Source organism: Gellertiella sp. DMC107, assembly GCF_056313605.1.
Genome location: NZ_JBQUZZ010000003.1, coordinates 127,730 through 153,248 on the forward strand (window position 1 = coordinate 127,730; position 25,519 = coordinate 153,248).

Annotated in this window: 26 protein-coding genes; 5 read left to right on the forward strand and 21 right to left on the reverse strand. The window is 62.9% G+C overall.

Translation table 11 applies throughout. The annotated features are described in order from the left end of the window. The first annotated feature begins 571 nt into the window (after positions 1-571). Entirely contained in the window at positions 572-916 is a 345-nt protein-coding gene (locus tag ACT54B_RS11375) for a hypothetical protein (RefSeq protein WP_476044986.1), read from the forward strand. Here the strand turns inward: ACT54B_RS11375 and ACT54B_RS11380 are convergent, their stop codons facing one another. The 6 genes from ACT54B_RS11380 to ACT54B_RS11405 all read right to left on the reverse strand — a co-directional run bounded on the left by ACT54B_RS11380 (position 917) and on the right by ACT54B_RS11405 (position 7,572). After that, positions 917-1,960 (reverse strand): restriction endonuclease, encoded by a 1,044-nt coding sequence (locus ACT54B_RS11380; RefSeq protein WP_476044987.1) that lies wholly within the window; start codon positions 1,958-1,960, stop codon positions 917-919. 146 nt (positions 1,961-2,106) lie between these two features. Then, the gene (locus ACT54B_RS11385; protein WP_476044989.1) at positions 2,107-3,330 is read right to left on the reverse strand and encodes a molybdopterin molybdotransferase MoeA; all 1,224 of its coding nucleotides are present in this window, start codon (positions 3,328-3,330) and stop codon (positions 2,107-2,109) included. 3 nt (positions 3,331-3,333) lie between these two features. Continuing rightward, a complete protein-coding gene (moaC, locus tag ACT54B_RS11390) occupies positions 3,334-3,825 on the reverse strand; it encodes a cyclic pyranopterin monophosphate synthase MoaC (RefSeq protein ID WP_476044990.1) in 492 nt (163 codons plus the stop codon). Then, a complete protein-coding gene (gene trpC / locus ACT54B_RS11395; RefSeq protein ID WP_476044991.1) occupies positions 3,825-4,637 on the reverse strand; it encodes an indole-3-glycerol phosphate synthase TrpC in 813 nt (270 codons plus the stop codon). Before trpC ends, moaC begins: the two co-directional genes overlap by 1 nt. Before the next feature lie 10 nt (positions 4,638-4,647). Beyond that, a complete protein-coding gene (trpD, locus tag ACT54B_RS11400) occupies positions 4,648-5,661 on the reverse strand; it encodes an anthranilate phosphoribosyltransferase (RefSeq protein ID WP_476044993.1) in 1,014 nt (337 codons plus the stop codon). A gap of 21 nt (positions 5,662-5,682) precedes the next feature. Beyond that, on the reverse strand, positions 5,683-7,572 hold the full coding sequence (locus tag ACT54B_RS11405) for a peptidylprolyl isomerase (RefSeq protein ID WP_476044994.1): 1,890 nt from the start codon (positions 7,570-7,572) through the stop codon (positions 5,683-5,685). Positions 7,573-7,817: 245 nt separating this feature from the next. Between ACT54B_RS11405 and ACT54B_RS11410 the strand changes: the two genes are divergently transcribed. Together ACT54B_RS11410 and ACT54B_RS11415 are read left to right on the forward strand one after the other, a co-directional pair. Further along, positions 7,818-8,096, forward strand: a complete 279-nt coding sequence (locus ACT54B_RS11410) for a DUF982 domain-containing protein (RefSeq protein ID WP_476044995.1) — start codon at positions 7,818-7,820, stop codon at positions 8,094-8,096. Positions 8,097-8,148: 52 nt separating this feature from the next. Next, positions 8,149-8,379: a DUF2934 domain-containing protein gene (locus ACT54B_RS11415; protein ID WP_476044996.1), complete on the forward strand. Its 231-nt coding sequence runs from the start codon at positions 8,149-8,151 to the stop codon at positions 8,377-8,379. A 37-nt stretch (positions 8,380-8,416) separates the two neighbouring features. Here the strand turns inward: ACT54B_RS11415 and ACT54B_RS11420 are convergent, their stop codons facing one another. The 15 genes from ACT54B_RS11420 to phnG form a co-directional block, all read right to left on the reverse strand. Then, the gene (locus ACT54B_RS11420; RefSeq protein ID WP_476044998.1) at positions 8,417-9,391 is read right to left on the reverse strand and encodes an SDR family oxidoreductase; all 975 of its coding nucleotides are present in this window, start codon (positions 9,389-9,391) and stop codon (positions 8,417-8,419) included. Positions 9,392-9,414: 23 nt separating this feature from the next. Beyond that, positions 9,415-9,717 (reverse strand): hypothetical protein, encoded by a 303-nt coding sequence (locus ACT54B_RS11425; RefSeq protein ID WP_476045000.1) that lies wholly within the window; start codon positions 9,715-9,717, stop codon positions 9,415-9,417. A gap of 119 nt (positions 9,718-9,836) precedes the next feature. Continuing rightward, entirely contained in the window at positions 9,837-11,327 is a 1,491-nt protein-coding gene (locus ACT54B_RS11430; protein ID WP_476045001.1) for an aldehyde dehydrogenase family protein, read from the reverse strand. 193 nt (positions 11,328-11,520) lie between these two features. After that, entirely contained in the window at positions 11,521-12,660 is a 1,140-nt protein-coding gene (locus ACT54B_RS11435) for an alpha-D-ribose 1-methylphosphonate 5-triphosphate diphosphatase (RefSeq protein ID WP_476045003.1), read from the reverse strand. A gap of 31 nt (positions 12,661-12,691) precedes the next feature. Further along, positions 12,692-14,194: a phosphonate ABC transporter, permease protein PhnE gene (phnE, locus tag ACT54B_RS11440; RefSeq protein WP_476045005.1), complete on the reverse strand. Its 1,503-nt coding sequence runs from the start codon at positions 14,192-14,194 to the stop codon at positions 12,692-12,694. A gap of 12 nt (positions 14,195-14,206) precedes the next feature. Further along, positions 14,207-15,169: a phosphonate ABC transporter, permease protein PhnE gene (gene phnE / locus ACT54B_RS11445; protein WP_476045006.1), complete on the reverse strand. Its 963-nt coding sequence runs from the start codon at positions 15,167-15,169 to the stop codon at positions 14,207-14,209. A gap of 77 nt (positions 15,170-15,246) precedes the next feature. Continuing rightward, a complete protein-coding gene (gene phnD, locus ACT54B_RS11450) occupies positions 15,247-16,149 on the reverse strand; it encodes a phosphonate ABC transporter substrate-binding protein (RefSeq protein WP_476045008.1) in 903 nt (300 codons plus the stop codon). Between the two features lie 89 nt (positions 16,150-16,238). Next, complete coding sequence (gene phnC / locus ACT54B_RS11455; protein ID WP_476045010.1) at positions 16,239-17,081, reverse strand: phosphonate ABC transporter ATP-binding protein; 843 nt, start codon at positions 17,079-17,081, stop codon at positions 16,239-16,241. Positions 17,082-17,233: 152 nt separating this feature from the next. After that, the gene (locus ACT54B_RS11460; protein WP_476045011.1) at positions 17,234-17,848 is read right to left on the reverse strand and encodes a DapH/DapD/GlmU-related protein; all 615 of its coding nucleotides are present in this window, start codon (positions 17,846-17,848) and stop codon (positions 17,234-17,236) included. Then, complete coding sequence (phnL, locus tag ACT54B_RS11465) at positions 17,845-18,552, reverse strand: phosphonate C-P lyase system protein PhnL (protein ID WP_476045013.1); 708 nt, start codon at positions 18,550-18,552, stop codon at positions 17,845-17,847. Before phnL ends, ACT54B_RS11460 begins: the two co-directional genes overlap by 4 nt. Before the next feature lie 4 nt (positions 18,553-18,556). Next, positions 18,557-19,333 carry a phosphonate C-P lyase system protein PhnK gene (gene phnK, locus ACT54B_RS11470; protein ID WP_476045015.1) on the reverse strand — a complete coding sequence of 259 codons (777 nt, stop codon included), beginning with the start codon at positions 19,331-19,333 and terminating at the stop codon, positions 18,557-18,559. Continuing rightward, the gene (locus tag ACT54B_RS11475) at positions 19,330-20,211 is read right to left on the reverse strand and encodes an alpha-D-ribose 1-methylphosphonate 5-phosphate C-P-lyase PhnJ (protein ID WP_476045016.1); all 882 of its coding nucleotides are present in this window, start codon (positions 20,209-20,211) and stop codon (positions 19,330-19,332) included. Before ACT54B_RS11475 ends, phnK begins: the two co-directional genes overlap by 4 nt. Beyond that, complete coding sequence (locus ACT54B_RS11480) at positions 20,208-21,317, reverse strand: carbon-phosphorus lyase complex subunit (protein ID WP_476045017.1); 1,110 nt, start codon at positions 21,315-21,317, stop codon at positions 20,208-20,210. Before ACT54B_RS11480 ends, ACT54B_RS11475 begins: the two co-directional genes overlap by 4 nt. Positions 21,318-21,320: 3 nt before the next feature. Further along, positions 21,321-21,926: a phosphonate C-P lyase system protein PhnH gene (phnH, locus tag ACT54B_RS11485; RefSeq protein WP_476045019.1), complete on the reverse strand. Its 606-nt coding sequence runs from the start codon at positions 21,924-21,926 to the stop codon at positions 21,321-21,323. 3 nt (positions 21,927-21,929) lie between these two features. After that, complete coding sequence (gene phnG, locus ACT54B_RS11490) at positions 21,930-22,385, reverse strand: phosphonate C-P lyase system protein PhnG (protein WP_476045020.1); 456 nt, start codon at positions 22,383-22,385, stop codon at positions 21,930-21,932. Between the two features lie 97 nt (positions 22,386-22,482). Here phnG and phnF point away from each other — a divergent pair, with 97 nt between their 5' ends. Together phnF and ACT54B_RS11500 are read left to right on the forward strand one after the other, a co-directional pair. Continuing rightward, a complete protein-coding gene (phnF, locus tag ACT54B_RS11495) occupies positions 22,483-23,232 on the forward strand; it encodes a phosphonate metabolism transcriptional regulator PhnF (RefSeq protein WP_476045021.1) in 750 nt (249 codons plus the stop codon). Between the two features lie 166 nt (positions 23,233-23,398). Next, entirely contained in the window at positions 23,399-25,507 is a 2,109-nt protein-coding gene (locus tag ACT54B_RS11500; protein ID WP_476045022.1) for a TonB-dependent receptor domain-containing protein, read from the forward strand. Positions 25,508-25,519: the final 12 nt, after the last annotated feature.

Below are 25,519 nucleotides of genomic sequence, written 5' to 3' on the forward strand. Positions count from 1 at the left end.
CAGTTGCAGAGAAATCTAATTAAGAATTGACTGCAGATTTCCTGCCGCTACCATTTACCTCAGCACAGGGGTTCAACCCCCGAAGCCATGAGTGCCTTGGCTATTGCGGCCGGGAGGCCCCGGTCATGTCCAGAACTTCGGTTTAAAAGCCAGGGCGGCCGTAGGTTTGCGGTTTTTTGATCTCCCGGTCACCGGTGGCTTCGTCAGCCTCCGGTGGCACTCGTTCCGAACGGGAAAGCAGGGACGCTGTCACCCGCTGCGAATGGGAAACTTGATGTCATCCTAATTAAGCGTTGACTGCATTTTCAGGCCTGCTAACGTTGCCTTCAGGATACGGGCAAAATCCCGTGTCCAGGGGCGTAGAAACCCTGTCAACGAAGCGGCGGCATCTTGCAAGGTGCATCCCGCCCGCTCTAGCGTCTTGGCCATTGCGGCCGGGAGGCCTCGGTCATGTCCAGAACTTCGGTTTAAAAGCCGGGGCGGCCGTTCGTTGACGGTTTTCTAACTTCCCGGTCACCGGTGGCTTCGTCAGCCTCCGGTGGCACTCGTTCCGAAGGGGAGGGCCGCTTGCTTGGACGTGAACCAGATCTATTTCAACTCACCGGACTGGATAAAGGTCATTCTGGTCATCGCGCCGTTTTTCACCGCCTATGGCATCGCAAGGCTTGCCCTGCTGCGCAACAGGGCCGCCACCAGCCCCCCGCCGCGACCGGAGCCCGCACCGCTTCCGCCGAACCTTTCCAGCGCAAAGCTCGCGGATGCGACTCCGGTACGGCTCGAGCGGGATGAAATCGACATCGACGTGCTGGAGGCTCAGCTGTTGGCTCTTTCCGGCGACGAGGCTGCCGTCAACCGCCATATTCTGCGCTTGATCGAGCAGAAGGAGGGGGAGCAGTCCGAGCGTGAGAAGCAGTGATCAGACGAGATTGTCCGCCATCAGGTCGCTGGCGCGTTCGTGGAAGAAATCGTGATACTCGTCGCCTGCGTCGCGGGCGATCAGCATCTCCTTGAGCTCCTGGAGGCTGACGAGCAGCACCAGCTTTCCATGGTCGCGCAGCGTTTCCACGGCCGCGCGGCGCGCGCCTTGCTCAAAGCCGCCACGGGCAATCAGGATGCCGATGGAGCGGCGTGCTTTCGGATGCAGGTGCCGGCTGACGGCCAGCACCTCACCCTGTCCGGCGGGTTCGGCGGCATTGGCGAAACCCATGGTCATGTACCGGCTTGAAAACTCTGTCGAAAGGGCCTGCCAGACATCGTGGCGGGGGGCGAGGCGCACCACCAGCGTCGGCCGGTTCAGCCCGTCCTCGATGATCACGGGCACGCTCCAGCGCTGGACCTGTTCGGAGAACAGAAGGCGGACGGCCTTTTCGCCGATCTGCTCGAATTTGCGGTGATTTTCCCGGCCGGGCTTGGTCTGGTCCAGCTCCGCGATCAGCTTTGCACCCTCGCCACGGGCCTTTGCGCGGGCGGTGTGGGCCTCCAGCACCTGCATCGGCTCGGCAAAATGGTGGGGATCGCTTGAAATTTCCCGGAGCAGATCCGCCAGCGCTTCGGCCAGGGTCGGCGTCTTGATGGCGAGCGGCACGAGTTGCGCGATGCCCCAGAGCGCAACGCCCTGCCGCTCGGCGTCCTGCGCCTGGAAAGAGGTCGGCTCCGCCGTCAGGATCAGAAGGGCATTCTTGGCTTTCTTTGCCTCTCGATGGCGCTTGACCTCTTCCAGCGCATTGCGGAACAGGCCGTCATCCATGCGCCGGGTCCGCGAAAGGCGGGCTTCCACCACGGTCAGCTCGTTTTCCGGCGGCCGCTTGAAGACGAAATCGGCGGTGGTGGCCGGGGCCTTCCCGGTCTTGCTCTTCCAGCCCGTTTCCACCACGATCGCCCCCTCGCGGGCGAGGATCTTCTCGGCAAGCGAGCGGAAGCTGATCTGGATTTCACGATGCCTCGGGCTTCGTTCCAACATGGCACCCCTCACGTCACGACTGGATTCGGCAATGGCCCAGCATAGCCGGACGCTGGCCCCGGTCTATTGCTTTTATAGAATTATCATAACAATAAAAAAGCAAAGGCCGCCCAAACGGACGGCCAGAAACGTTTTATCCGGTGGGATCAGAGATTTTCCGGATGCAGGAGCAGCACCGGGCAGCCCATGCCAGCCGGCAGGGCGGGCGCGTGCGGCGGGCGGATGATCAGGCAATCGGACTGGCTGAACTGCTTCATCAGGGATGAATCCTGCTTGCCGAAGCTTTCCACCGAGAGCTTGCCGGCGACATCTTTCTGCAGACGGGCGCGGATGTAATCCTGACGGTGATCGTTGGGGGCAAGCGCCGTGACCGTGGTCGCCATGGCTTCCCGACGGGCCGAAGGCTGATGCGCCAGCTTGCGGATCAGCGGCTCCATGAAGAGCAGCGCGCAGACCATGCTGGAGACGGGATTGCCGGGCAGGCCCAGCACATGCATGGCGCCGAGATTGCCGACCATCAGCGGCTTGCCGGGGCGCATGGCGATCTTCCAGAAATCGAGCTCCATGCCCGCATCGGTCAGCACGCCCTGGACGAGATCGTGATCGCCGACGGAAGCGCCGCCGAGCGTGACAAGCACATCCGCACGGCGCGCCCGCGCTTCGGCGATGGCGGCGGAGATCGCTTCGCGTCGATCGGGCACGATGCCGAGATCGATGACCGTTGCACCGGACTGGCGGGCGAGCGCCGCCACCGCATAGGTGCTGGAGGCGATGATCTGGTTCGGACCGGGTTCCGTGCCGGGGCTTGCCAGTTCGTCACCGGTCGCGAGAAGGGCGACCACCGGCTTGCGCCAGACGGGCAGGGTGCCATGGTTCATGCCCGCTGCCACCAGAAGGCTGGCGAAATCCATCCGGCGGCCGGTTTCGAGCACCACTTCACCGAGCGCGAAATCCTGCCCCTTCGGGCGAATGTGGCGGCCTTTGGCGGTCGCGAAGCTGGAGCGCATGCGCCCGCCTTCGAGCACTTCGGCATCTTCCTGGAGCATGACGGTGTCCGCGCCCTCGGGAACGGGCGCACCGGTGAAGATCCGCACGGCCTCCCCTTCGGAGACCGTGCCGGGAAAACCATGGCCTGCGGCCGATTCCCCGATCACCTTCAGTTCCGCGCCCACTTCGGCAATATCGGCTGCACGAAGCGCATAGCCGTCCATGGCGGAGGCATCGAAGGGCGGCTGGGTCAGTTTCGCGGCAATGTCATCGGCCAGAACGCGCCCGACGGCTTCGTCAAGCGAGACATCCTCGCGTTCGTCAATGGGAGACGCCTTGTCGAGCAGGCGGGAAAGAGCCGTTGCAACGGGAAGCAGTGTCATCGTCTAGCGTCCTTCTGGATGTCTGAAATCGCCGGATTTCCCCCCGGTTTTCTCGAGCAGCCTGATACCCCCGATTTCCATTGCCTTGTCCACGGCCTTGGCCATGTCATAGATCGTCAGGCAGGCGACGGAAACGGCGGTGAGGGCCTCCATCTCAACGCCGGTCTTGCCCGTCAGTTTCGCGGTGGCCTGAACCTTCAGGCCGGGCAGCGCCGCATCCGGGGTGATGTCGACCACCACCTTGGTCAGCATCAACGGATGGCAGAGCGGGATGAGGTTGGCGGTCTGCTTCGCCGCCATGATGCCCGCAAGACGCGCCGTGCCGATGACATCGCCCTTCTTGGCGTCGCCCGCCAGGATGATCTCCAGCGTTTCCGGCTTCATGCGAACGGTGCCTTCGGCGGTTGCGCTGCGCACGGTTTCCGCCTTGTCGCCCACATCGACCATGTGGGCCTCGCCGGATGCCCCGATATGGGTGAGACCGTCGCCGCTCATCACTCGGCCGCTGCCCTGGTGTCGAGCCCGAGAAGCGTGCGCGTCGCAGACGTCACGTCCTCCTGCCGCATCAGGCTTTCGCCGACCAGATAGGTGGTAATGCCGGCCTGCTGCAGGCGGGCGCAATCCGCAGGCGTGAAAATGCCGCTCTCGCCGACAAGCAGCCGGTCCTCCGGCACCATAGGCGCCAGTGCCTCGCTGACGGACAGGCTGACCTCGAAGGTCCGCAGGTTCCGGTTGTTGATGCCGATCATCGGCGAGGAGAGTGTCAGCGCCCGTTCCATTTCCGGCGCGTCGTGGACTTCCACCAGCACGTCCATGCCGAGCGAGAAGGCTTCGTCCTCCAGCCGGCGGGCATCGTCGTCCGTGAGCGACGCCATGATCAGCAGGATGCAATCCGCGCCCCAGGCCCGGGCTTCATGGACCTGATAGGTGTCGAACATGAAATCCTTGCGCAGCGCGGGAAGGCTGCAGGCAGCGCGGGCCGCGGTGAGAAATTCGGGCGCGCCCTGAAAGCTCGGCGTATCGGTCAGAACGGAAAGGCAGGCGGCTCCGCCGGCCTCATAGGCTTCCGCCAGCGCCGGCGGATCGAAATCCGGGCGGATCAGGCCCTTGGACGGGCTGGCCTTCTTGATTTCCGCAATCAGGCCGAACTGACCGGCTGCCTTCTTCCGCCGCAAGGCATCGAGAAAGCCGCGCGGCGGCTCGACATCGGCGGCTCGGGCCTTGAGGTCTGCAAGCGGCAAGCGGGCCTTGGCAGCCTCGATTTCCACCCGCTTGTAGTCTTCGATCTTCTTCAGGATATCGCTCATCGGGCGCTCCTTACGCTTCGTTGGAGAGCGCGACGAGCCGCGAAAGGGCTTCCGCGGCGCCGCCATCGTCCAGCGACAGGTTGGCGAGGCGCACGCCGTCGCGGATGGTTTCCGCCTTGCCGGCGACCACCAGGGCTGCCGCCGCATTGCAGACCGCGATGTCGCGATAGGCATTGCGGGCGCCTTCGAGCACCGCCTTCAAGGCGGCTGCGTTGGCCACGCCATCGCCGCCGCGCAGCGATTCGATGGTGGCAACCTCCACGCCGAAATCGGCCGGCGTCAGTTCGAAGGTGCGGATCTTTCCATGTTCCAGCGCAGCCACCTCGGTCTTGCCGGTGGTAGTGATTTCATCAAGCCCGGAGCCGTGCACGATCCAGAGGCTTTCGGAACCCAGGTCCTTCAGCACCTCTGCCATGGGCGTTACCCACTTCGGTGCGAAGACGCCGAGAAGATGCGTTTTCGTGCCGGCCGGGTTCGAGAGCGGACCGAGCAGATTGAAAATGGTGCGGGTGCCGAGTTCGACACGGGTCGGTCCCACATGGCGCATGGCCGAATGGTGCAGCTGCGCGAACATGAAGCCGATATTGGCGCCGGAAATGCAGCGGGAAATCTGATCCGGACCGATCTCCAGATTGACGCCGAGTGCTGACAGCGCATCCGCTGTGCCCGACTTGGACGACAGGGCGCGATTGCCATGCTTGGCGACAGGAACGCCCGCGCCGGCGACAATCAGCGAGGCGAGCGTGGAGATATTGTAGGTATGGCTTCCGTCGCCCCCGGTCCCCACCACGTCGATGGCATGGGCCGGGGCTTCCACCGGCAGCATCTTGGAGCGCATGACCTCGACGGCGCCGACGATCTCGTCGACGGTTTCGCCGCGGACACGCAGGGCCATCAGAAAGCCGCCGATCTGCGAGGGCGTCGCTTCGCCGGACATCAGGATCTCGAAGGCAGCGCGTGCCTCGTCGCGCGTCAGCGCCTCGCCATTGGCGGCTTTTGCGATGAGCGGTTTCAGTTCGGCCATTTTTGCCCCTCCGGTGCGGGCTTATCTCAGCGTCATCGCCTGCTGGGCGAGGTCACGGTTGACGGTCACGCCATAGTCCGTCTGGAGGCGCGACACCATCTGGTCGAGAATGTCGTCGCCGGCCGCGCGGGCAAGGCCGGTCACGTCCTGCTCGGGCGAGAGCGCGTCCGTGGTGCCCGTCGTGGAAACGTCGGTGACCTTGAGCAGGATCTGGCCGGTACCATCGGCTGACAGATCATGGGCAACCGTGCCGACCGGGCCGGAGAAGGCCGCAGCGATTGCGCCGCGTCCGAGAACCGTGTCCTCCGCGCCGCGCTTCAGGCCTGCCTTGTTCTCGACCTGGAGACCCATGGCGGTTGCAATATCGGTGAGCGCCTTGCCGGCCTTGACTTCCTTGGCCAGCTCTTCGGTCTTCGCAGCCAGCGCGGCCGCCTGCTGCTCGGCAGTCCAGTCGGCAATGGCCTTGTCCTTAACCTCGGCAAGCGTGCGGTCGCGGGCAGGCTTCACCTCGGTCAGCTCGTACCAGATGTAGCCGTTGTCGGAAGCGGCGAGCGGCGTGGTTTCCGCGCCCTGTTCGGTCTTGAAGACCGCATCGAGCAGCTTCTTGCCTTCCGGCAGGTCCTTGACCGGGTTGCCGTCCGGATCCTGACCATTGGCATCGACCGCTTCGACAGTTGCCGTCTTCAGCTTCAGCTGCGCGGCCACCTGCGGGATGGTCATGCCGGACGCGCGGAGGTCCTCGAAGCGGTCATGCACGTTCAGGATTTCCTCGCCCGCGTTGACGAGGGCCAGTTCCTTGCGGATCTCTTCCTTGACGGAGTCAAAGTCCCGCGCGCTTTCCGCCTTGATGTTGGTGATGCGCAGGATGACCGGACCGAAGGAGCCGTCGATCACATCCGACGTGCCGCCATCCTTGGTGACCGCGAATGCTGCATCCGCAATCGCCGGATCGGGAACCTTGTCCTTTGTGAATTCGCCGAGAAGGACATCGGCTTCCGCCTTGCCCTGATCCTTGACGAGCTGGTCGAAGGTGGTGCCGGATTTCAGCGCCGTCTCGGCCGCTTCCGCCATTTCCTTGCTCGGGAAGGAGAGTTGCTCGATCGTGCGCGAAGCGGGCGTCTTGAAGCTTTCCTTGCGCTTCTCGAATTCGGCCTTGATGGCATCCTCGGTCACGGCCGAACCATCGGCGATATCTTCCGGTTTCAGGTGGACATAGGACATCTTGCGGAATTCCGGCGCACGATAGCGCGCCTTTACGCCCTCGAACCACTTCGCCAGCACATCATCTGCGGGAGCCTTGATCGGATCGATATTGGCATTGGACAACAGCAGATAGTCGATCGTGCGGCTTTCATCGCGATAGAGCGTCAGCGCATCGACCAGCGCCTTCGGGGCCGTAAACCCGTCGGAGACGGCATCCACGATCTGGCCACGCACGGCCACCTTGCTGCGTTCCGCAATATACTGGTCGGGAGCCAGACCTGCATTGCGCAGACGGCTTTCGAAAAGCTGGCGGTCAAAGGCGCCGTTGACGGATTTGAAGGCCGGATCTTCCGCGATGATGCGGGCCAGGCGATCCTCAGAAAGGCCAAGCTTCATGTCGGAGGCCAGCTGGTCGAGCGCAGCGCCGGCCGAAAGTTCGGCGTAGAGCTGCTGTTCGACGCCAAAGGCGCGGGCCTGTTCGGTGGACAGCTGCGTACCCAGCTGCTGCGAGAGATTCGCCACCTGCCGCTGGAAGGCGAGGCGGAATTCGGACAGGCTGATCTGTTCGTCGCCGACAGTCATGACCGTCGTGGATGAGCCATGCTCCATGCGCTGGGATGCGCCCCAAATGCCAAAGGATGCGATGAGCAGAACGAACAGGGCCTTCGCAACCACCGTTTTGGACGCTTTTCTGAGCAGTTCGAGCATGGGATGCCATTTCCTCGCAATCGATGAAGTCCTGCCACCCCTGGGGCGGCACGCAAATACCGTTCCTTAGAGGAAACCGCAGCGGAATTGAAGCGCCGCGCGCATGAAAAAGAATGCTGCGCTGGAGTTCTCCCGCCGCGCCCTTCCAAAGGACAGGTCTGCACAACATTGGAAGCGCAGGAACAGGACCGATGGAACCTTTCACCGAAAGGGACGTTTGTGGGCCGACAAGGAGCCGCATATCCATGACTTTGAATGCCATGCCTTTCGCCCCACCCTTTCGCGTCGAGCTGCAGGGGGGACTGGAGCGAATATTTCTGAACGTTTACGACGCTCTCGATTTTCTGGAAAACGAATGGCCCATCCGCTCCGGCGCTGCCTATCAAAGGGCGCTTGAGGCATGCCGAAGCGCGCTTGAAGACGGCGAGACCTGCACGGCGGCCCGCTTCGCGCTCCTGGATGCATGCGAGGAAGCCGGCCTGAATTGCCCCGGACTGACCGCTTCTCCGAAAGCCGCCGCGTGACGGAACCATCTGAATTTGCGGGTCGTTATCAGCCCGCAAAAAGGAGACAGTCATGAACACAGGCAGCCCGTCACAGACTTCATCGCGAAACCGCGCCGATCTCATCCGGGAGCAGGCCCACGCCATCTGGCTGGAGCGTGGTCAACCGGATGGGCAGGATCTGGAGCACTGGATGGAGGCGGAGCGCCGTCTCGGGCCCGAGGCGCCCCAATCTCTGCTCGAGGAAAACACCTCGGTTCTCGGCGAGGACCCCGCGACCGAAGCGCCTGATCGCAAGCGTTGATGGAAAGGGCCCGCTGAAACGGCGGGCCCTTCTCCTGTTACATGCGTCGTGTTTCGCCCGAGGCGCCCAACACGAAGCCGGTCACGAACAAGGTCGCTGCAAGGCCGATGCCGATCGAAGCCGGAACGGAGGGACGTAACCCTCCATCGATCCCGCCCGGATCCGCTGCCGGTCGGAACAGGTTTCCCGACGAAGCCGTCGTCCGGCGAGCCTTTTCGAAATGCCGACGCATCACCCAGGCCATGGCGCGTGCCGTCAGTGCCGGCGCAAGGAAATGTCCGACCCGCACAAGATCGGTAAAGCTCCCGACCGTGGTCGTGTCTTTCGGCTGTGTGGCCACGCGGACGATGGCATCCGCCACGCTGCGCGCATCGTAGACGGGAGGAGGCGCCGCCAGTTCCGCGCCGGTATAGTTCGCCCCGTGATGAAGGCCCGGCGTGTCGATGAAGGCGGGGTAGATATCGCAAATATGGATATCCGGCATATCCGACACCTCGGCCCGAAGGGCTTCAGACAATCCCTTGAGGCCAAACTTGCTGGCGCCATAGGCCGCGGCAAACGGCGTGGAGGCAAAGCCGCCGAGCGAGATCATGTTGACGAAAATGCCGTGCCCCTGCTTGCGAAAGATCGGCAAGATAGCATGGGCGTCATTGATGTGGCCGATGAGGTTCGTTTCGATCACCTTGTGATGGGCCTCAATGGGCGTTTCCTCGAAAGCGCCAACCGCACCGACCCCGGCATTGCTGACCCAGATGTCGATCTCGCCGAAACTCTGGGCCGCTTCCGCAAGCGCACGGACCTTCTCGGCCTTGGTCACATCGGTCGGGTGCACCAGCACGTCCACTCCTTCATCGCGGCAGAGTTTCGCGACAGCCTGAAGGGCGGCTGCATTTCGGGCGGCGAGGACGAGGCGCGCGCCACGCCGCGCAAAGGCCAGTGCGGTCGCTTCGCCGATGCCGCTCGAAGCACCCATGATGACCACGACGGATTCATGCAGGTTCTTTCTTCCCATGGTATTCTCCGGGTCGGTTGGGATCAGGGACCGGGACGCACGCCGGTCTGTGGGGCCGCTTCGTCCATGGACCGCGCGGCTGCGCTCTTGCGGGCAGGCGCCTCGGAAACGGGCTTGGCCGTATCCGCTTCGGCGCCCTCTCGCAGTTCTGCGGCGGCGCGCGCATCGCTGGAGGGGCCTTCTCCCGGCTGCTTTGCCTGCCCGGAGAGGATCTCGCGGGCCGTCTGCCGACCTTCGTTCCGGTCCTGACGGGCCAGCTCGCGATCAATCACGGCCGGGTCGCCTTCGGGCGGATCCGGCTGGAGATGGTGGGGTTCGGGTTTCATGAGGACACTCCTTCCTTCCGGGCCAACGCGTAAGGCGGGCACCTCGCCGAAAACCGGCGAGGTCAGCGTTGGTTCCGAAGGGAAAGCGCGGAGTGCGGGGAAGGGAAGGCGCCGACTGGTTAAACGAGCTTCATCGCAACCGATTTCAGCTTGCAATAGGTCTTGAGGCCTTCCAGACCCTTGGCTCGTCCGAAGCCCGATTTTCCATTGCCGCCGAAGGGGACTTCCACGGAGGCTGCGAAATATTCGTTGACGTAGATCTGGCCTGCATCCACTTCCCGCGCAAAGCGGATCGCCTTGGTCAGGTCGCGGGTATGGATCGCGCCCGCGAGGGCATAATCCGTCCCGTCCGCGAGGGCGATCGCGTGGTCGAAATCCTCGGCAACCTGAAGGGCCAGCACCGGTCCGAAGATCTCTTCCTGGACGATGGGATCCTGCGGGCTCGCAGCCTCGACCACGGTCGGTGCGAAATACCAACCTTCCGGCGCATCGTCCGGGCGGATGCGGCTGCCGCCGGCAATGACGGGATCACCCTGGCCCCGGGCACGCTCCACATGGGCTTCGATGCGGTCGAGCTGTTCGGCGGAATTCACGGCGCCGACATCCAGATTGGCATAGCCATGGCCGGTTTTCAGCTTTGCCATGGCGCTTGCCAGCCGCTCCGCGACTTCGTCGCGAATGCTGCGCTCGACGATCAGCCTGGAGCCGGCGGAGCATATCTGGCCGGCATTTTCAAAGATGGCGCCCATGGCATCCTGAATGGCACGGTCGAGATCGCAATCGGCCAGCAGCACGTGCGGCGACTTGCCGCCGAGCTCCAGCGTTACCCGGGTGATGTTGCGCGCTGCCTCGGTCATCACCCGGCTGCCGGTCGGAACCGAGCCGGTGAAGGTGATGTGATCGATATCGGGATGGGCGGTCAGGGGGCCGCCGACGCGCTGGCCTGTACCGGTCACCACATTGAAGACGCCGGCGGGAACGCCCGCCCTATGGCCGATATCTGCCAGCAGCAGGGCGGTGAAGGGCGTCTGCTCGGCCGGCTTCAGCACCACGGAACACCCGCAGGCAAGCGCCGGCGCCACGCCGCGCACAGCCGAGGTGAGGGGGTAGTTCCAGGGGATGATCTGGGCCACAACGCCCACGGGTTCATGCACGGTGTAGGCCAGATAGTCGTCGCCGACGGGGATCTGCGCCCCTTCGAGCTTGTCGGCCGCGCCGGCATAATATTCGAAGGTTCGCGCCGCGCTGCGGACGTCACCCTCCGCTTCGCTCAATCGCTTGCCCGCGTCGAACATCTCGACCAGTGCCAGGCGCCGGCCTTCGGCGAGGATCATATCGGAAATACGACGGAGCACGCGGCCGCGCTCCACGGGTGCGGTGCGGGCCCAGGCGCGTTGCGCCTTTCGCGCGGACGTCACCGCGCGATCCACATCCTCCGCCGTTCCGTTGGCGAAACGGGCAAATGGCTTGCCAAGTCCGGGATCGAAGCTTTCCATCTCCTCCGTGCCCGGAGAAACAAGGTAAGCGCCGTCGATGAAATGGCCGTGGGGCAGATCGGCAAGACCCGCTTCTGCTCGTGCCTGCGCCAGACGTTGTTCCAGGGTGCTCATGAGTCTGCCTCGCTTCCAAAGAGGCCGAGACCCGCCATGGATGATGACGGGTCTCGGCCGCGAGCCGTTCGGGCTCGGTTTCGAACAGAGACTAAGCGGAAAGGCCGGCCTTTCGCTAGGGGAGCGAAACCTGAAATTAATTGCACCTATGCTCAGGTTTTATTTGAAGATTTGTACAATTGTCGCTGCACCGTCACGCAACCCTCATGCCCTGACGCCAGACGCTTCGGACCACCGGAACGCCTTGCCGATGCCGGATGCGGACCAGATCCGCCCGCTTGCCGGGGGCAATCTCGCCGCGATCGGTGAGACCGACCGTTCTCGCAGGGGTAGACGTCACGAGCGCGATCGCCTGCGGCAGGCTCATGGCCTCCATCTCGCCCGCCAGAACAAAGGGAGCGTGCACCAGGCTCAGGGGTACATAATCGGAAGAGAGTACATCGAGCACCCCGGCGTCTGCGAGATCGCGCGCCGCGATGTTTCCGGAATGGGATTTTCCACGCACGATGTTGGGCGCGCCCATCAGGACGCTGAGACCGGCGGCGTGCGAAGCCCGGGCCGCTTCCATACTCGTCGGGAATTCTGCGAGAGCCACACCATGGTCCAGCGACTCCTTCACATGGTCGAGCGTCGCGTCGTCATGGCTGGCGACCGGAATTCCGCGGGCCTGGCAATGATCGGCGAGAATGCGGCGATGACGGGCGGCGAATTCCTGGGAATTGGCCTGCCGACGGGCCACAAACGTGGCAAATTCTGTGTCGGACATGCCCGTCTTGCCCTTGTAGTAGAGCGTGTACTGATCGAGCGTCTGGAACTGGCGTTGGCCAGGCGCGTGATCCATCAGCGAAATCAATCCGACATGGCGGTCTTCCAGAAAAGGCTCGAAATGGTCGAGGACATCAGGTGCGGAGACTTCGCAGCGCAGATGAAGGGCATGTTCAGCGCGAAGGCGACCGTCTCCGGCCGCTTGCTCGAGCGCATCGGCCATGTCCCGCATTTCACCGGCATCAAAGCCCTTCTTCTCGTCGGAGCCGAGACGAAGGCAATCGAAGACGGTGGTGATGCCCGCAGACGCCACCTGTGCGTCATGGGCCTGGATGGCGGCCAGTTTGTCCCAACGCACGCCGGGCCGCGGGGCATAATGCCCTTCCAGATGATCGGTGTGGAGTTCGACGAGCCCGGGGATCAGATAATCGCCGTCCCAGTCTTCGCCCTGTACCGACAATCCGCTGGCGATGGCGGCAATCGTGCCGTCCCGGATGAGAAGGTCGCCACGGATCACTTCGTCGCCGAGAACGATGCGGGCGTTGCGGATCGCAAATTCGCTGGTCATGGAATGGGTCCTTGAGAATGAGGCGCCGGTTTCAGGCCCGGCTGCGATTGATCAGCCGGCTGCGCAGCGCATTCGAGATGGCGTCGAACAGGAAGACGACAATCAGCAGCAGCAGGACCATGTAGGCGACGTTGTGCCAGTTGGAGTTGGTGCGGATCGCTTCCCAGAGCTTGAGACCGATGCCGCCGGCTCCCACCGCGCCGATGACGGTGGCGGAGCGTGTGTTGGACTCCCAGAAATAAAGCGCCTGGCTTGCGAAAACCGGCATGACTTGCGGCAGCACGCCGAAACGCTGGACGCTGACCGGCGAGGCACCGACGGACCGGACACCCTCGCGCTGCTTGTCGTCGATGTTTTCCAGGGCTTCCGAGTAGAGTTTTCCGAGCGTCCCCGTATCGGTGAAAAAGATCGCCGACATGCCGGCGAGCGGCCCGGGACCAAATGCCCTTGTGAAGAAAAGAGCCCAGATCAGCATGTCCACCGATCGAAGGAAATCGAAAAATCGTTTCGTCAGCTGGTTCGCGGGCCAGGATCGGGTCACGTTTCGTGCGGCGAGGAACGCCATGGGAAAGGCGACAAGGCAGGCGAACAAAGTCCCGGCAAAGGCCATCACGATGGTCTGCAGCAGCTTGGTCCAGACGTCCAAGTGCTGCCATTCCGCATTGTGGCAGATATCGTCCCATGCCAGCGCCAGATTGGAACGGGCGGGATCGAGGCGCTCACCCCACAGGATCAGACCCAGCACGTCGGTGTAGGGCTTGCCGAAAAAAGCCGACTGCGTGTCGAAGAAGAAGTTCGCCCAACCGAAAAAGCGATTGCGGGCAACCACCCGATCCGCAGAGACTTCCGCCCATCCGGTCAGGCCGTAGGAGAGCACGATCTTCTCGCCGGGGCGTTTCTGCTCGGCCCAGACCGGCAACGGGCCGAGCGGCTCGGCCCGGCCTCCCGACAGGGCGATTTCCAGGATCTCGCCGCGATGACGGATGGTGACCTTGCCGGGGTCGAGAACCATCGCGGTGCTCCGGTCGTAGGTGACCTCGGCATGGGTGATCACGGTCTGGCTGACGGGGGCGGGCGCGGAGGTTGGCGCGGTCGTCGTGGTCGGGGCCGAGGGCGCCATGAAGCCGCTTGCCGCCGCCGCTGGTGCCGGTGCCGGTGCCGGCGCGGAGGGGATGGTTGCGGGAAGGCTGACAGTGCGCGTTTCGGTCTGGACCGTGACCCAATCCGGCTGCGGATTGTCGCCGAGCGGGGAGTGGCGACCGTAATTCAGGGTCATCGAGCCGTCGGGGGCAATGCGGAATTCGGGCCGGATTTCGTAGCTCACCCATTGGGCGAGATAGCTTCCGGCAATGGACCAGTTTGCGCGGGACAGGACCGTGCCGATGGAGAAGAACCACCAGCTCGCAACGAAATAGAGCGTCAGCGCGAGGAGGGCCAGCGGCATACGGTACTTCCGGCGGTCGCTGATCCGGAGAATCTCGCCGTATCGGAGAGCCACGGTCTGCAGCGGGGGGCGGTCGACAACCTGTTGCATGCAAATTTTTCCTTATGCCGTGCGGAAGGCCTGTGCGCCGACCATCCGCTCCCGCAACCAGGCGGAAAGCTGGTCTACCCCGATGATGGTGAGCAGGAGCAGCAGGACAATGGCGAGGGTTTTCGCCTCGTGGTTCTGGCTGATCGACAGGCGGAGCAACTCCCCGATGCCGCCGCCACCGACGGCGCCGATGATGGTGGAGGCGCGCACATTGATCTCAAGGCGCAGAAGCGTATAGCTGGCGAGGTTGGGAAGCACCTGCGGCACGATGCCGAACCAGACCCGCTCGATCCAGTTGGCGCCGGCGGCGCGCAGACCTTCCTCCGCCTTCATGTCGGCATTCTCGATCACCTCGAAGAAGAGCTTCCCGAGAGCGCCGATCGTGTGCAGCGTGACGGCTGCGATGGCGGGCAGCGGCCCGAGTGAGAGGATGGCGAGAAAAAAGCCGGCCACGACCACTTCGGGAAAGGCCCGCAGCACTTCCAGAAGGCGGCGAACGCCGTTGCGAAGCCAGGCATTCGGCATGAGGTTGCGGGCGGCCAGAAAAGCCAGGAAGAACGCGATGATGGCGGAAATAACGGTCGAGAAGAGCGCGATGTTCAGCGTCTCGATCATCTTGTAGACATATTCGGGAAGGTAGAGGCTTCTGGTCAGATAGTGCCGCCCCTCCGGATAATTATACTCGAAACTGCCATTGTCATAGGGCGAGGGCAGGTCGAGAAGGGCGCGGAAAATCTCCCATCCGTCCCGCGGGACGAAATCGCGGAAGAAGTCGAAGAAATAGGGCAGGCGGTCGAAAAACTTGCCTGCATTCGTTTCGTTTGCGAACCAGAGCGATCCCATGGTCGCGACGATAATGCCCACGAGGCCGAGGATACTGTACATGCGCCGACGGGCGGCCAGTTCCGCCCAGTGGCGTTCGACGTCGCTGCCCCGGGGGGAAAGCCGCGCGTGGTTTGGCTGGGGATTTGTCATGTCGTTACGCCATTCGCCGGATCGGAAAAAAGCCGGCAGAGCCCTCAGACTCTGCCGGCCAGGGGGGCGGAAGGGGATCAGCCGCCGACGGTTGCCTTGCGGGCTTCGATGATCGGTGCGTAGAAATCCGGGGTCACTTCCGTGAAGGACTGGAAGTCGCCGCCTTCGATAGCCGCGAAGCAGGCCGGATCGGACTTCGGCAGATCGAGCATGAACTGCTTGAACTTGGCCTTCATGTCGTCGTTGAGCGAGGTACGGACGACGAGCGGACCGTTCGGGATCATCGGCGAACGCCACAGCTCGACCAGGTCGTCCATGTTCAGGATGCCCTTGTCGACCATCTTCTTCAGGTTGCCGGAGGTGTAGCCGGTCTTGAACTCGCCCACACCCGAACCGAAGGTGGTGCCGGCATCGAAGGTGCCCTTCAGCACTTCGAGAACCAGATTTTCGTGGCCACCGCCGAAGCCGGTTTCGGCGAAGAATTCCTTCACCGGCATGCCGATGTCCTTCGGCAGCGAAACCAGCGGAACGAGATAGCCGGAGGTGCTGTCCGGATCGGCGAAGCCGAGCTTCTTGCCCTTCAGGTCCTCAAGCTTGGTGATGCCACTGTCCTTGCGGGCGACCATGATGGAGTAATAGCCCTTGGAGCCGTCGGTCTGGACGGTGGTCAGGATCGGCTGCACGGCATCGGCCTTGGCAAGCGCAACCTTGGCATAGCCGGAGGCGCCGAGTTCGGCGAAGTCGAGCGTACCGCCGAGCAGGCCCTGAATGACGCCGTCATAATCGGCAGCCGGGAAGAGCGAGACCTTCTCGACGCCCAGAACGGCCGGAAGCTTTTCCGTGAGGCACTGATGATTGCGCAGACGGTCTGCTTCGTTCTCGCCGCCGATCAGGCCGATGCGGAACTCCTTCAGGTCTTCGGCATGGGCTGCACCCATGAGCGACAGCAGCGCGACCGTGCTGAACAGGATCTTCTTCATGACAATAGTCTCCCTCGTCCGGTCCTTGCCGGAACATTGCGTGGCAGATGAAGTGGGGGCCCTTGACGCGGGCTGACGATCCGGACCGGTTACAGGCCCGCCAGAACCAGTGGCTGGAGGCTGGAGGATGCGGTTTTGCGAGCCGCGACAGCGGGGCGCTCGGGCAGGGCGGTCGAGGTCATCGTTTCGTCCAGTCCGTCTTCGGTTCCGTAGATGGTGGCGACGGCCTGGCCGTCCAGATGCTCCGCCGGGCCGTCGAAGACCACGCGACCATCGGCCATGCCGACGATGCGCTGGCAATAGGCACGGGCGGTATCGAGCGTGTGCAGGTTGACGATAACGGTGATGCCTTCCCGCTCGTTGATGTCGCGCAGCGCATCCATGACGATCTTGGCATTCAGCGGATCGAGCGAGGCGATGGGCTCGTCGGCGAGCAGGACCTTTGGACGCTGCATCAGTGCCCGGGCAATGGCGACACGCTGCTGCTGGCCACCGGAAAGCGTACCGGCGGGCTGCAGGGCCACCTGCTCGATCCCCAGACGCTCCAGCGCTGCAATCGCCTCTATGCGTTCCTCGCGGCTGAAAAGCCCGAGGACATTCATCAAGGTGGAGCGCTCGTTGAGGCGTCCGAGAAGCACGTTGGTCAGCACGTCCAGTCGCGGGACCAGATTGAACTGCTGGAAGATCATGGCGCAGTCCTTCTGCCAGGCGCGCAGGGCGGCGCCCTTCAGTCGGCCGACTTCCAGATCGCCGTAGTGGATCGAACCTGCGGTGGCAGCGGCCAGCCGGTTCAGCATCCGCAGAAGGGTGGACTTGCCCGCCCCCGAGCGCCCGATAATGCCCACCATCTGTCCCTGCGGAATGGTGAGGCTGACATTGTTCACCGCAAGCTTGCGGCCGAACTGGCAGGTCACGTCTCGGAGCTGGAACATGGGTTCATCCCTCTTCTCGGTTCGGGCGGCCGGAAGCGCGCCCTTCATTCGTCTGATCATTGACATACAGGAGCTTCATGAAGGCTGGATGTCAGTTCGAAGGCGGTTTTGTTGCAGTATGAAAGTTATACATTAACTGTAACAATTGCCTGTTAGGCGCTGTATTTGCAGATGAAATCCGCAGCGCTTAAGGTACGAAAATCCGGAAGTGCTGAACGGAGCCTGTCATGGTCCCAATCCCACCAGGCAAGCTGGATGAAGGCTTCTGCAGTCTTTCTGTCAAAGCGCTCGCGGATGGTGCGGGCCGGGACGCCGCCGACGATCGTGTAGGGTTCCACATCTTTCGAGACGACGGCGCCCGCGCCAATCACGGCTCCGTCGCCGACGGTCACGCCGGGCAGCACCGTTGCGCCATGGCCAATCCAGACATCATGTCCGATGATCACACGGTTATCGCGTCGCCAGGCAAAGAAGTCCGTCTCGTTCTGCTCTTCGGTCCAGTAATCACCTGCCCTGTAGGTGAAGTGATGAAGCGTTGGCCGCCAGGTCGGGTGGTTGGTGGCATTCAGGCGAACCGACGATGCGATATTGGCGAACTTGCCGATAGTGGCACACCAGACCGAACCATCCTGCATGATGTAGGAATAATCGCCGATCTCCGTCTCGCTGATGCGGCAGCGGTCTGCCACTTCGGTGTAACGACCGAGCTTGACGTCGTGCAGTTCGGCGGTCGGATGAATGAGGGGTGTTTCGCTCAGCTTGGTCATGCGGCCATTTCCCGGACTGAAAAGGTCGACACATCGAGGATCTCGTCGGCGACGGCATCGCGCACTTCCTCATCATGGAAAATGCCGAGCAGGGCTGTACCGGTCTGCTTTTTCTCGCGTATCATCTCCACCACCACTTGCCGGTTACGGGCGTCGAGCGAGGCGGTCGGCTCATCGAGGAGCAGGACTCTGTGATCGGTGATGAAACCTCGGGCGATGTTCACGCGCTGCTGCTCGCCGCCGGAGAAAGTCGCGGGCGGGAGGCTCCAGAGCGTTTCCGGCAGGTTCAGGCGCGCCAGAAGACAGGCGGCCGTTGCTCGGGCCTCATGGACGTGAGTGCCACGGGCAACCAGCGGTTCGGCAACGACATCCAGCGCACTGACGCGGGGGACTACACGCAGGAATTGGCTGACATATCCGAGGGTTTCACGGCGTACTTCAAGCACGGTGCGAGGATCGGCCGTCGCAAGATCGACCGGTTCGCCGCGATGCAGAACGCGGATTTCGCCGCTATCGACGCCGTAATTGCCGTAGAGCATCTTGAGGATAGAGCTCTTTCCGACGCCCGAGGGGCCGCCGAGAACGACGCAGCGACCGGAGGGCACGGAGAAGGAGACATTGCGCACCACATCCAGCCGGATGCCGTCGCGCAGATGCATGGTGAAGCTTTTCGCCACGCGGGAGACTTCGAGGGGATGGGTCATCACATCAGACCTGCAGGATCGAGGAAACGAGAAGCTGGGTGTAGGGCTCGCGCGGATCGTCCAGCACACGGTCGGTGAGACCCTGCTCGATCACGTGGCCGTCCTTCATCACCATCATCCGGTGTGACAGCAGCCGGGCGACCGCAAGGTCATGGGTGACGACGATGGCCGACAGGCCGAGATCGTGCACGAGGCCGCGAACGAGATCGAGGAGGCGGGCCTGCACCGAGACATCGAGGCCGCCGGTCGGCTCGTCCATGAAGACGAGGCGCGGACCGGTGATGAGGTTGCGAGCGATCTGCAGGCGCTGGCGCATGCCGCCGGAGAAGGCGCGCGGCTGGTCATCGATGCGGCTCGGCGAGATTTCCACCCGGGACAGCCAGTCGGAGGCGGCCTCGCGGATCTCGGCATAATGGCGATGCCCGATGGCCATCAGCCGTTCGCCCACATTGGCACCGGCCGATACCGTCATGCGCAGCCCGTCTGCCGGGTTCTGGTGCACGAAGCCCCAGTCGGTGCGCATGAGGAAGCGCCGTTCGGCCTCGGTCAGATGCGAAAGCTCCCGGTAGGCCCCGTCGCGCATGTGGTATTCGACAGAACCGGAGGTCGCTTCGAGCCGGGTCGAGAGGCAGGAAAGCAGGGTGGTCTTGCCGGAGCCGGATTCCCCGACGATGGCGAGCACTTCGCCCGGCCATAGATCGAAGCTGACATCGGCACAGCCGATCCGCGCCCCGTACATCTTTGTCAGGTTATTCACTTTCAGAAGCGGTTGGGTGCTCATTCCGCAGCCTCCTTCAGGGGCACGCCCTGATCGCCGAGGAAGCCCTGCGCGCGGCGGTCCTCGCAATGATCGGTATCCGAGCAGACGAACATGCGTCCGCCACGGTCATCCAGCACCACCTCGTCCAGATAGACGCCGTCCGCGCCGCAGAGCGCGCAGGGCTTGTCGAAGTGCTGGACAGTGAAGGGGTGATCGTCGAAATCGAGGCTGACCACATCGGTGAAGGGGGGCAGCGCATAGATGCGCTTCTCGCGGCCCGCGCCGAACAGCTGGAGCGCCTCCGACATGTGCATCTTTGGATTGTCGAATTTCGGGGTCGGCGAGGGGTCCATCACATAGCGCCCCTCGACCTTCACCGGATAGGCATAGGTGGTGGCGATATGGCCGTTGCGGGCAATGTCCTCGTAGAGCTTTACATGCATGAGGCCGTATTCGGAGAGCGCATGCATCTTGCGGGTCTCGGTCTCGCGCGGTTCGAGGAAGCGCAAGGGTTCCGGGATCGGCACCTGATAGACGAGCACCTGGCCTTCCGTGAGCTTCTCTTCCGGAATGCGATGGCGGGTCTGGATGATCGTGGCATCCTTCGTGTGAGTGGTGACCTCCACGTTGGAGACCTTCTGAAAGAAGGCGCGAATGGAGACCGCATTGGTGGTGTCGTCGGCGCCCTGGTCGATGACCTTCAGCACGTCGGAGGGTCCGAGGATCGCTGCCGTCACCTGCACGCCGCCAGTGCCCCAGCCATAGGGCATGGGCATTTCGCGAGAGGCGAAGGGGACCTGATAGCCGGGAATGGCGATGGCCTTCAGGATGGCGCGGCGGATCATCCGCTTGGTCTGTTCGTCCAGATAGGCGAAATTATAGGTCGCAAGCCCGCTCATTCGGCTGCCTCCTTGTGTTCGCTGGTAGGGGTGGAGGGCGCTATTCCCTGTTCGGCGCGCATGCGGCGGACGAGGTCCAGTTCGGCCTGGAAGTCGACGTAATGCGGGAGCTTCAGATGCTCGACGAAGCCCTTGGCCTGCACGTTGTCGGAATGGGCGATGACGAATTCCTCGTCCTGCGCGGGGGCGACGATGTCCTCGCCGAACTCCTCTGCACGAAGCGCCCGGTCGACCAGCGACATGGCCATGGCCTTGCGCTCGCTCTGGCCGAAGACAAGGCCGTAGCCGCGGGTGAATTGCGGCGGCTGGGTGGACGAGCCCTTGAACTGGTTGACGCTCTGGCATTCGGTGAGGCGCACCTCGCCGAGTGGCACGCTGAAGCCGAGTTCCGGTAGATCCATCTCCACCTCGACCATCCCGATCCGGATTTCACCGGCGAAGGGATGGGTACGGGCATAGCCGCGCTGCGTGGAATAGGCGAGCGCCAGCAGGAAACCCTCGTCGCCACGGGCAAGCGCCTGCAGGCGCGTGTCGCGGGTCATGGGGAAATCCATGGGTGTGCGGGTGATATCGCCCGGCTGGTGGTTTACATCCATGCTGCTGTCCGCCTCGATCAGGCCTTCGCCGTTCAGGATGTCCGTGACCCGGCTGGTATTCTCGGGCGAGGGCGTGCGGGTGACCGGCTCTTCCACGCTCTCGTCTGCCTGAAGGGCGGGGTCGAGCAAGCGATGGGTGTAGTCGAAGGTGGGGCCGAGCAGTTGGCCGCCCGGAAGGTCCTTGTAGGTGGCGGATACGCGCCGCTCGATCCGCATCTCGCCCGTATCCACCGGCTGGCTGTAGCCGAAGCGGGGCAGCGTGGTGCGATAGGCGCGCAGCAGGAAGATCGCCTCGATCATGTCACCGCGTGACTGCTTGATGGCGAGTGCGGCAAGCGCCGGATCGTACAGCGACGCCTCGGCCATCACGCGGTCGACGGCAAGCGAAAGCTGGCTTTCGATCTGGTCGATTCCGATCGCGGGAATGGCGCGCTCGCCCCTTCGGCGGTCGGCAAGCAGGCGATGGGCATGGGCAATGGCGGCTTCCCCGCCCTTGACGGCAACATACATGGCTCAGGCCTCCCTGGATTGCAGACGGGTGGTGCGGGGCAGGCAGAGGAAACGCTGCCCCTCGACCAGAACGAGATCAATGCCACAGGGAAAGAGCGCGCCGTTTTCCTGCCAGCGGGCGAGGAAATCGGCGGGCAGGCCCTTCGGCGCGATGGTGATACGGTCGCGAATGCCGGGGCCACGGGCGGTCAGGTCCGGACCTCCCTCCAGCGCGTCGATTTCCACGACAAGCGTCACGGAACGGTCAGGATATTCGTCGCTGCCGATCGGAAAGCCCTGGAAGTCGGGGAAGCCATCGGCTGCGGTGATGAAGGCAAAAGCCGCATCGAAGGCGGTTTCGGCGAGAGGTGCGCCCGCATGGAAGGCAAGCCAAGCGGGAAAGGCCGACTGTTTCAGGCTTTCGGAGAGGCCGACGGGCGTTTCATGGTCGCACAGCGTGAGCGCCAGTGCGGCCATGGCCGAGGGCACATTCCCCGGAGCCGTTGCCGTACCATCGGTTTCGCCGATGCGACCCGGATTGGCCATGGCATCCATCACGGCGCGGAAAGCGGCCTGTCCCTGGAAGACGGGATCGGCAAAGCCGCCGGTGAAAATGCTGGTGTCCTGCATGGTTCAATCCTCTCCGCGGACCATGGTGAAGAAGTCGACGCGGGTGGCCGCCGTTTCCTCGGCAAGGCGGGCTGCTTCCTCCGTGACCCGCTTTCGCACCTGATCGAGAAGAGCATTCAGTTCCGCCTGATGACGCCCGCTTTCTGCGAGCGCATCGGCGATGGCCGACAGGCGAACGGCCTCCCGGTCAGTCCCCAGACGCTGGCCGTGGCCGATCTCGCCGCTTCCCAGTCGTACCGTCGCGCGGGTCACCGTTGCCTCGCCGAGGTTGAAGGCGTTGCCGCCGCCGCCGATCCGACCACGAAGCATCACCAGTCCGGTTTCCGGGCCGCGTACGGGCTCGGCTTCCATCGCATCTCCGATGTGCGCGAGATATGCTTGCAGCTCCGCAAGGCTTGCCCTTGCCAGCAACCCCATGCGCTCCGCCCGTTCCGGGCGGGAGGGGAAGTCCTTCTCCATCGCGGTACTCCTGTTTGTCCCGTCGAAATGTCTATTTATATAGACAACCATACATGTTGATTATAGGATTACCCGGTGCAAATGACAGGGGGATGACATGGCCAACGGTTCGCAGCGGGAAAAACTGGTCGAGCGGCGCGTTGGTGTCGCTCTGTGGCGGCAGATTGCCGACCGTATCCGGCAGGCCATCACCATGGGGGAGTTCGGTGACAGCGGGATGATGCCGTCGGAAATGCAGCTGGCGGAACGGTTCGGCGTCAACCGTCACACGGTACGCAACGCGCTTGCCTCGCTTGCCTCGGAAGGCCTGGTGCAGGCCGTGCAGGGCAGGGGCACGATGATTCTGCGGCGCGACCGCCTCAGCTATCCCATCGGTCGACGGACGCGATTTTCCGAAGGGCTTCAGGGACAGGCGGAGCGGATCGGTTTTCAGTCCCTCGGCCATGGCAGGAAACGGGCGGATGTGGACCTTGCTGCGGCGCTGGGCATTGCCGAAGGCACGGAGTGCATCACCTTGGAGACGTTGGGCGGGGCGGATGGCGTGCCGCTGTCCCGCGCAAGCCATGTTTTCGCCGGTCTGGAATTTGCCGACATTCCCCGGCTTTTCGAAATTTACGGCTCGATTACCCGGGCGCTGGAACAAGTGGGCATCGCCGATTATGTCAGGCACTCCACTGACGTCATCGCCCGGCATGCCCTTGCCGAGGAGGTTGCGGAACTGAAACTCTCCCCTGGCGCCATTCTGCTGGAAACGCTTGCTGTGAATGCGGATCCGGACGGACGGCGCTTTCAATACTCGCGCACCCGATTTGCGGCGGACCGTATCAAGCTCCGGATCGAGAGCTGAGGACCATTGGAAAACACGGCGAAAAGCGGGCAGAAATACTTGACTCAAAAACTCATGTAAAATAGATCGACAGCACCGCCTGACAAGGCGCTCCAGTCCTGCCCAGCCAGCCACCTCGCCTGTGCGACCCAGCCAGCCCGGCCTTTTCTCACCGAAAGGAACGATCATGGCTGCCCGGTTTTCGAAGCCAGCTCTTCTCGCCTGCACCGCCCTTGCCCTTCTTGCTGCCGCAGGCGTTTCTGCCGCGCAGGAGGAAAAGAAAACTTCTTCCGCTGCTGAAGAACAGAAGGATGACGGCTACCTCACACCCATCATTCTCGACGGAGGCGAGGCGGATGCTTACGGGACCGCCCAACTTAAGAGCCATGTGACGGCGGACGAGATCGAGCAGTTCGGGGGCAAGAACCTTGACGACGTGCTGCGTGCCACGCCCGGGACCTTCACGCGAGACAACGTCCAGAACCCCGGCCTTGCCGTGAATATAAGGGGTCTCGAGGGCTCAGGCCGCGTCAACATGATGATCGATGGCGTGCGTCAGAATTTCCGCTTCACCGGCCATGAAGCGCAGGGCCTCGCCTATGTGGACCCGGCCTTTCTCGGCGGGATCGACATCACCAGGGGCTATGGAGGCGGCGCCGGCTCCGGCAACAGCCTTGCCGGCTCGGTCAATTTCAAGACTTACGATGCGGCTGACCTGATCGGGGAGGGCAAGTCCTATGGCGGATTTGCCACGGCTACCTATGGCACCAATCGCGCTGGCTGGTCGGAGGCGATCATCGGTGCGATCAGGCCCAATGATGCGATTGTCATCACGGGTGGCCTATCGAAGCGCGATCCCGGCAACTATCGGAACGGCAACGGGGATATTGTGGGTGGAACCGAGCAGGATGTGCTGAACGGCCTGTTCAAAGTGGAGCTTACGCCTTCCGATGCCCATAGCCTCAAGCTGACCGGTAACCTGTTCAACGACGATTTCCTCGCCAACTCCTATTACCAGACCGTCAATGCCCAAAACTACGCCCTCAACTATGCCTATACGCCGGATGACGACCTGATCGATTTCAGGGCCAATGCCTATCTCAGCGATGTCACCATGCACTATGACCATAGCCCGATCTTTCCGGGCGGTGGCAACGCGCAGGGCCGAAACATTTCAAACCGGGGCACAGGCTTCGATCTGTCCAATACGTCGAGATTTGATCTGGGCGAAGTGGCCGTCACATCGAACTACGGCGTCGAATTCTTTCAGGACATCTATGATGTCGTGAACAGCCGCAATGTGACGGACCGGGGCGTGAACGGCTCGGGCAGAAACCAGACGACAAGCGTCTTTTCAAGCACCACGTTTTCCTACGGGATCACCGACCTTACACTCGGTCTGCGCTACGACCGGTTCCACCTGACGGGCGATGGTTCGGTGGCGGCGGGAAATCCGGTGGGCCTTCCTGCCGGTCCCTACAGCGTCGACCGCAGCGAGGGGCGGCTCAACCCGAGCGCCACGCTGGCCTTGAAGCCGCTCGACTGGTTCCAGCCCTACGTCACCTATGCGGAAACTTCGCGCGGGCCGACGATCAACGAGATTTTCATGGGCGGTAGCCATCCTTCGTCGGGCGTTCGGCAATCCTTCTTCCCCAATCCCTTCCTCGAACCGGAAACCTCGCGTGGATGGGAAGTGGGCGCGAACTTCGTTCTGGATGGCGTGGTCACGGAAACGGACAGCCTTCGGTTCAAGGCCAACTATTTCCATAACCGGATCGAGAATTACATTACGGCCGCCTTTACTCCGACCGGTGGGGCCTATTTCCGCAACAATGCGGGTGAATCCACGGTCCAGGGCGTCGAACTGCAAACGGCCTATGACAATGGCGACTATTTCGCCAGTGCTGCCTATACCTACACGGACAGCCAACTGCCTTCACAGGTCAACGGTCTTGGCGCGCAATCCTATGTGCCGGATCACGTCTTCTCGGCAACATTCGGCGCGCGTTTCCTCGAAGATCAGGTCCTGACGGTCGGAACCCGGCTTTACGCCGTGTCGGAAAGCTATGTGGGGCAGGTTAATGCCGCTCCCGGACAATCGCCTTTCGAATCCGGATACGGTCTGGTCGATCTCTTTGCCAACTACAAATTCCGGAACGGCTTCGAAGTGTCCGGCAATGTCGTCAATCTGTTCGATGAAACCTATACGCCGGCGCTCAGCACGCCGCCCGGCGGCTCCAGCATCGACACGGGGCGCGGGAGGACCTTCCTTGTCACCGCAAAGGCAACCTTCTGAACCGTTGCCATA

What these genes read in the sequence shown, in the direction of transcription:
- ACT54B_RS11380 (WP_476044987.1), bottom strand. Translation starts at nt 1,960, where the DNA reads ATGTTGGAACGAAGCCCGAGGCATCGTGAAATCCAGATCAGCTTCCGC.
- ACT54B_RS11385 (WP_476044989.1), bottom strand. Translation starts at nt 3,330, where the DNA reads ATGACACTGCTTCCCGTTGCAACGGCTCTTTCCCGCCTGCTCGACAAG.
- moaC (WP_476044990.1), bottom strand. Translation starts at nt 3,825, where the DNA reads ATGAGCGGCGACGGTCTCACCCATATCGGGGCATCCGGCGAGGCCCAC.
- trpC (WP_476044991.1), bottom strand. Translation starts at nt 4,637, where the DNA reads ATGAGCGATATCCTGAAGAAGATCGAAGACTACAAGCGGGTGGAAATC.
- trpD (WP_476044993.1), bottom strand. Translation starts at nt 5,661, where the DNA reads ATGGCCGAACTGAAACCGCTCATCGCAAAAGCCGCCAATGGCGAGGCG.
- ACT54B_RS11405 (WP_476044994.1), bottom strand. Translation starts at nt 7,572, where the DNA reads ATGCTCGAACTGCTCAGAAAAGCGTCCAAAACGGTGGTTGCGAAGGCC.
- ACT54B_RS11410 (WP_476044995.1), top strand. Translation starts at nt 7,818, where the DNA reads ATGACTTTGAATGCCATGCCTTTCGCCCCACCCTTTCGCGTCGAGCTG.
- ACT54B_RS11415 (WP_476044996.1), top strand. Translation starts at nt 8,149, where the DNA reads ATGAACACAGGCAGCCCGTCACAGACTTCATCGCGAAACCGCGCCGAT.
- ACT54B_RS11420 (WP_476044998.1), bottom strand. Translation starts at nt 9,391, where the DNA reads ATGGGAAGAAAGAACCTGCATGAATCCGTCGTGGTCATCATGGGTGCT.
- ACT54B_RS11425 (WP_476045000.1), bottom strand. Translation starts at nt 9,717, where the DNA reads ATGAAACCCGAACCCCACCATCTCCAGCCGGATCCGCCCGAAGGCGAC.
- ACT54B_RS11430 (WP_476045001.1), bottom strand. Translation starts at nt 11,327, where the DNA reads ATGAGCACCCTGGAACAACGTCTGGCGCAGGCACGAGCAGAAGCGGGT.
- ACT54B_RS11435 (WP_476045003.1), bottom strand. Translation starts at nt 12,660, where the DNA reads ATGACCAGCGAATTTGCGATCCGCAACGCCCGCATCGTTCTCGGCGAC.
- phnE (WP_476045005.1), bottom strand. Translation starts at nt 14,194, where the DNA reads ATGCAACAGGTTGTCGACCGCCCCCCGCTGCAGACCGTGGCTCTCCGA.
- phnE (WP_476045006.1), bottom strand. Translation starts at nt 15,169, where the DNA reads ATGACAAATCCCCAGCCAAACCACGCGCGGCTTTCCCCCCGGGGCAGC.
- phnD (WP_476045008.1), bottom strand. Translation starts at nt 16,149, where the DNA reads ATGAAGAAGATCCTGTTCAGCACGGTCGCGCTGCTGTCGCTCATGGGT.
- phnC (WP_476045010.1), bottom strand. Translation starts at nt 17,081, where the DNA reads ATGTTCCAGCTCCGAGACGTGACCTGCCAGTTCGGCCGCAAGCTTGCG.
- ACT54B_RS11460 (WP_476045011.1), bottom strand. Translation starts at nt 17,848, where the DNA reads ATGACCAAGCTGAGCGAAACACCCCTCATTCATCCGACCGCCGAACTG.
- phnL (WP_476045013.1), bottom strand. Translation starts at nt 18,552, where the DNA reads ATGACCCATCCCCTCGAAGTCTCCCGCGTGGCGAAAAGCTTCACCATG.
- phnK (WP_476045015.1), bottom strand. Translation starts at nt 19,333, where the DNA reads ATGAGCACCCAACCGCTTCTGAAAGTGAATAACCTGACAAAGATGTAC.
- ACT54B_RS11475 (WP_476045016.1), bottom strand. Translation starts at nt 20,211, where the DNA reads ATGAGCGGGCTTGCGACCTATAATTTCGCCTATCTGGACGAACAGACC.
- ACT54B_RS11480 (WP_476045017.1), bottom strand. Translation starts at nt 21,317, where the DNA reads ATGTATGTTGCCGTCAAGGGCGGGGAAGCCGCCATTGCCCATGCCCAT.
- phnH (WP_476045019.1), bottom strand. Translation starts at nt 21,926, where the DNA reads ATGCAGGACACCAGCATTTTCACCGGCGGCTTTGCCGATCCCGTCTTC.
- phnG (WP_476045020.1), bottom strand. Translation starts at nt 22,385, where the DNA reads ATGGAGAAGGACTTCCCCTCCCGCCCGGAACGGGCGGAGCGCATGGGG.
- phnF (WP_476045021.1), top strand. Translation starts at nt 22,483, where the DNA reads ATGGCCAACGGTTCGCAGCGGGAAAAACTGGTCGAGCGGCGCGTTGGT.
- ACT54B_RS11500 (WP_476045022.1), top strand. Translation starts at nt 23,399, where the DNA reads ATGGCTGCCCGGTTTTCGAAGCCAGCTCTTCTCGCCTGCACCGCCCTT.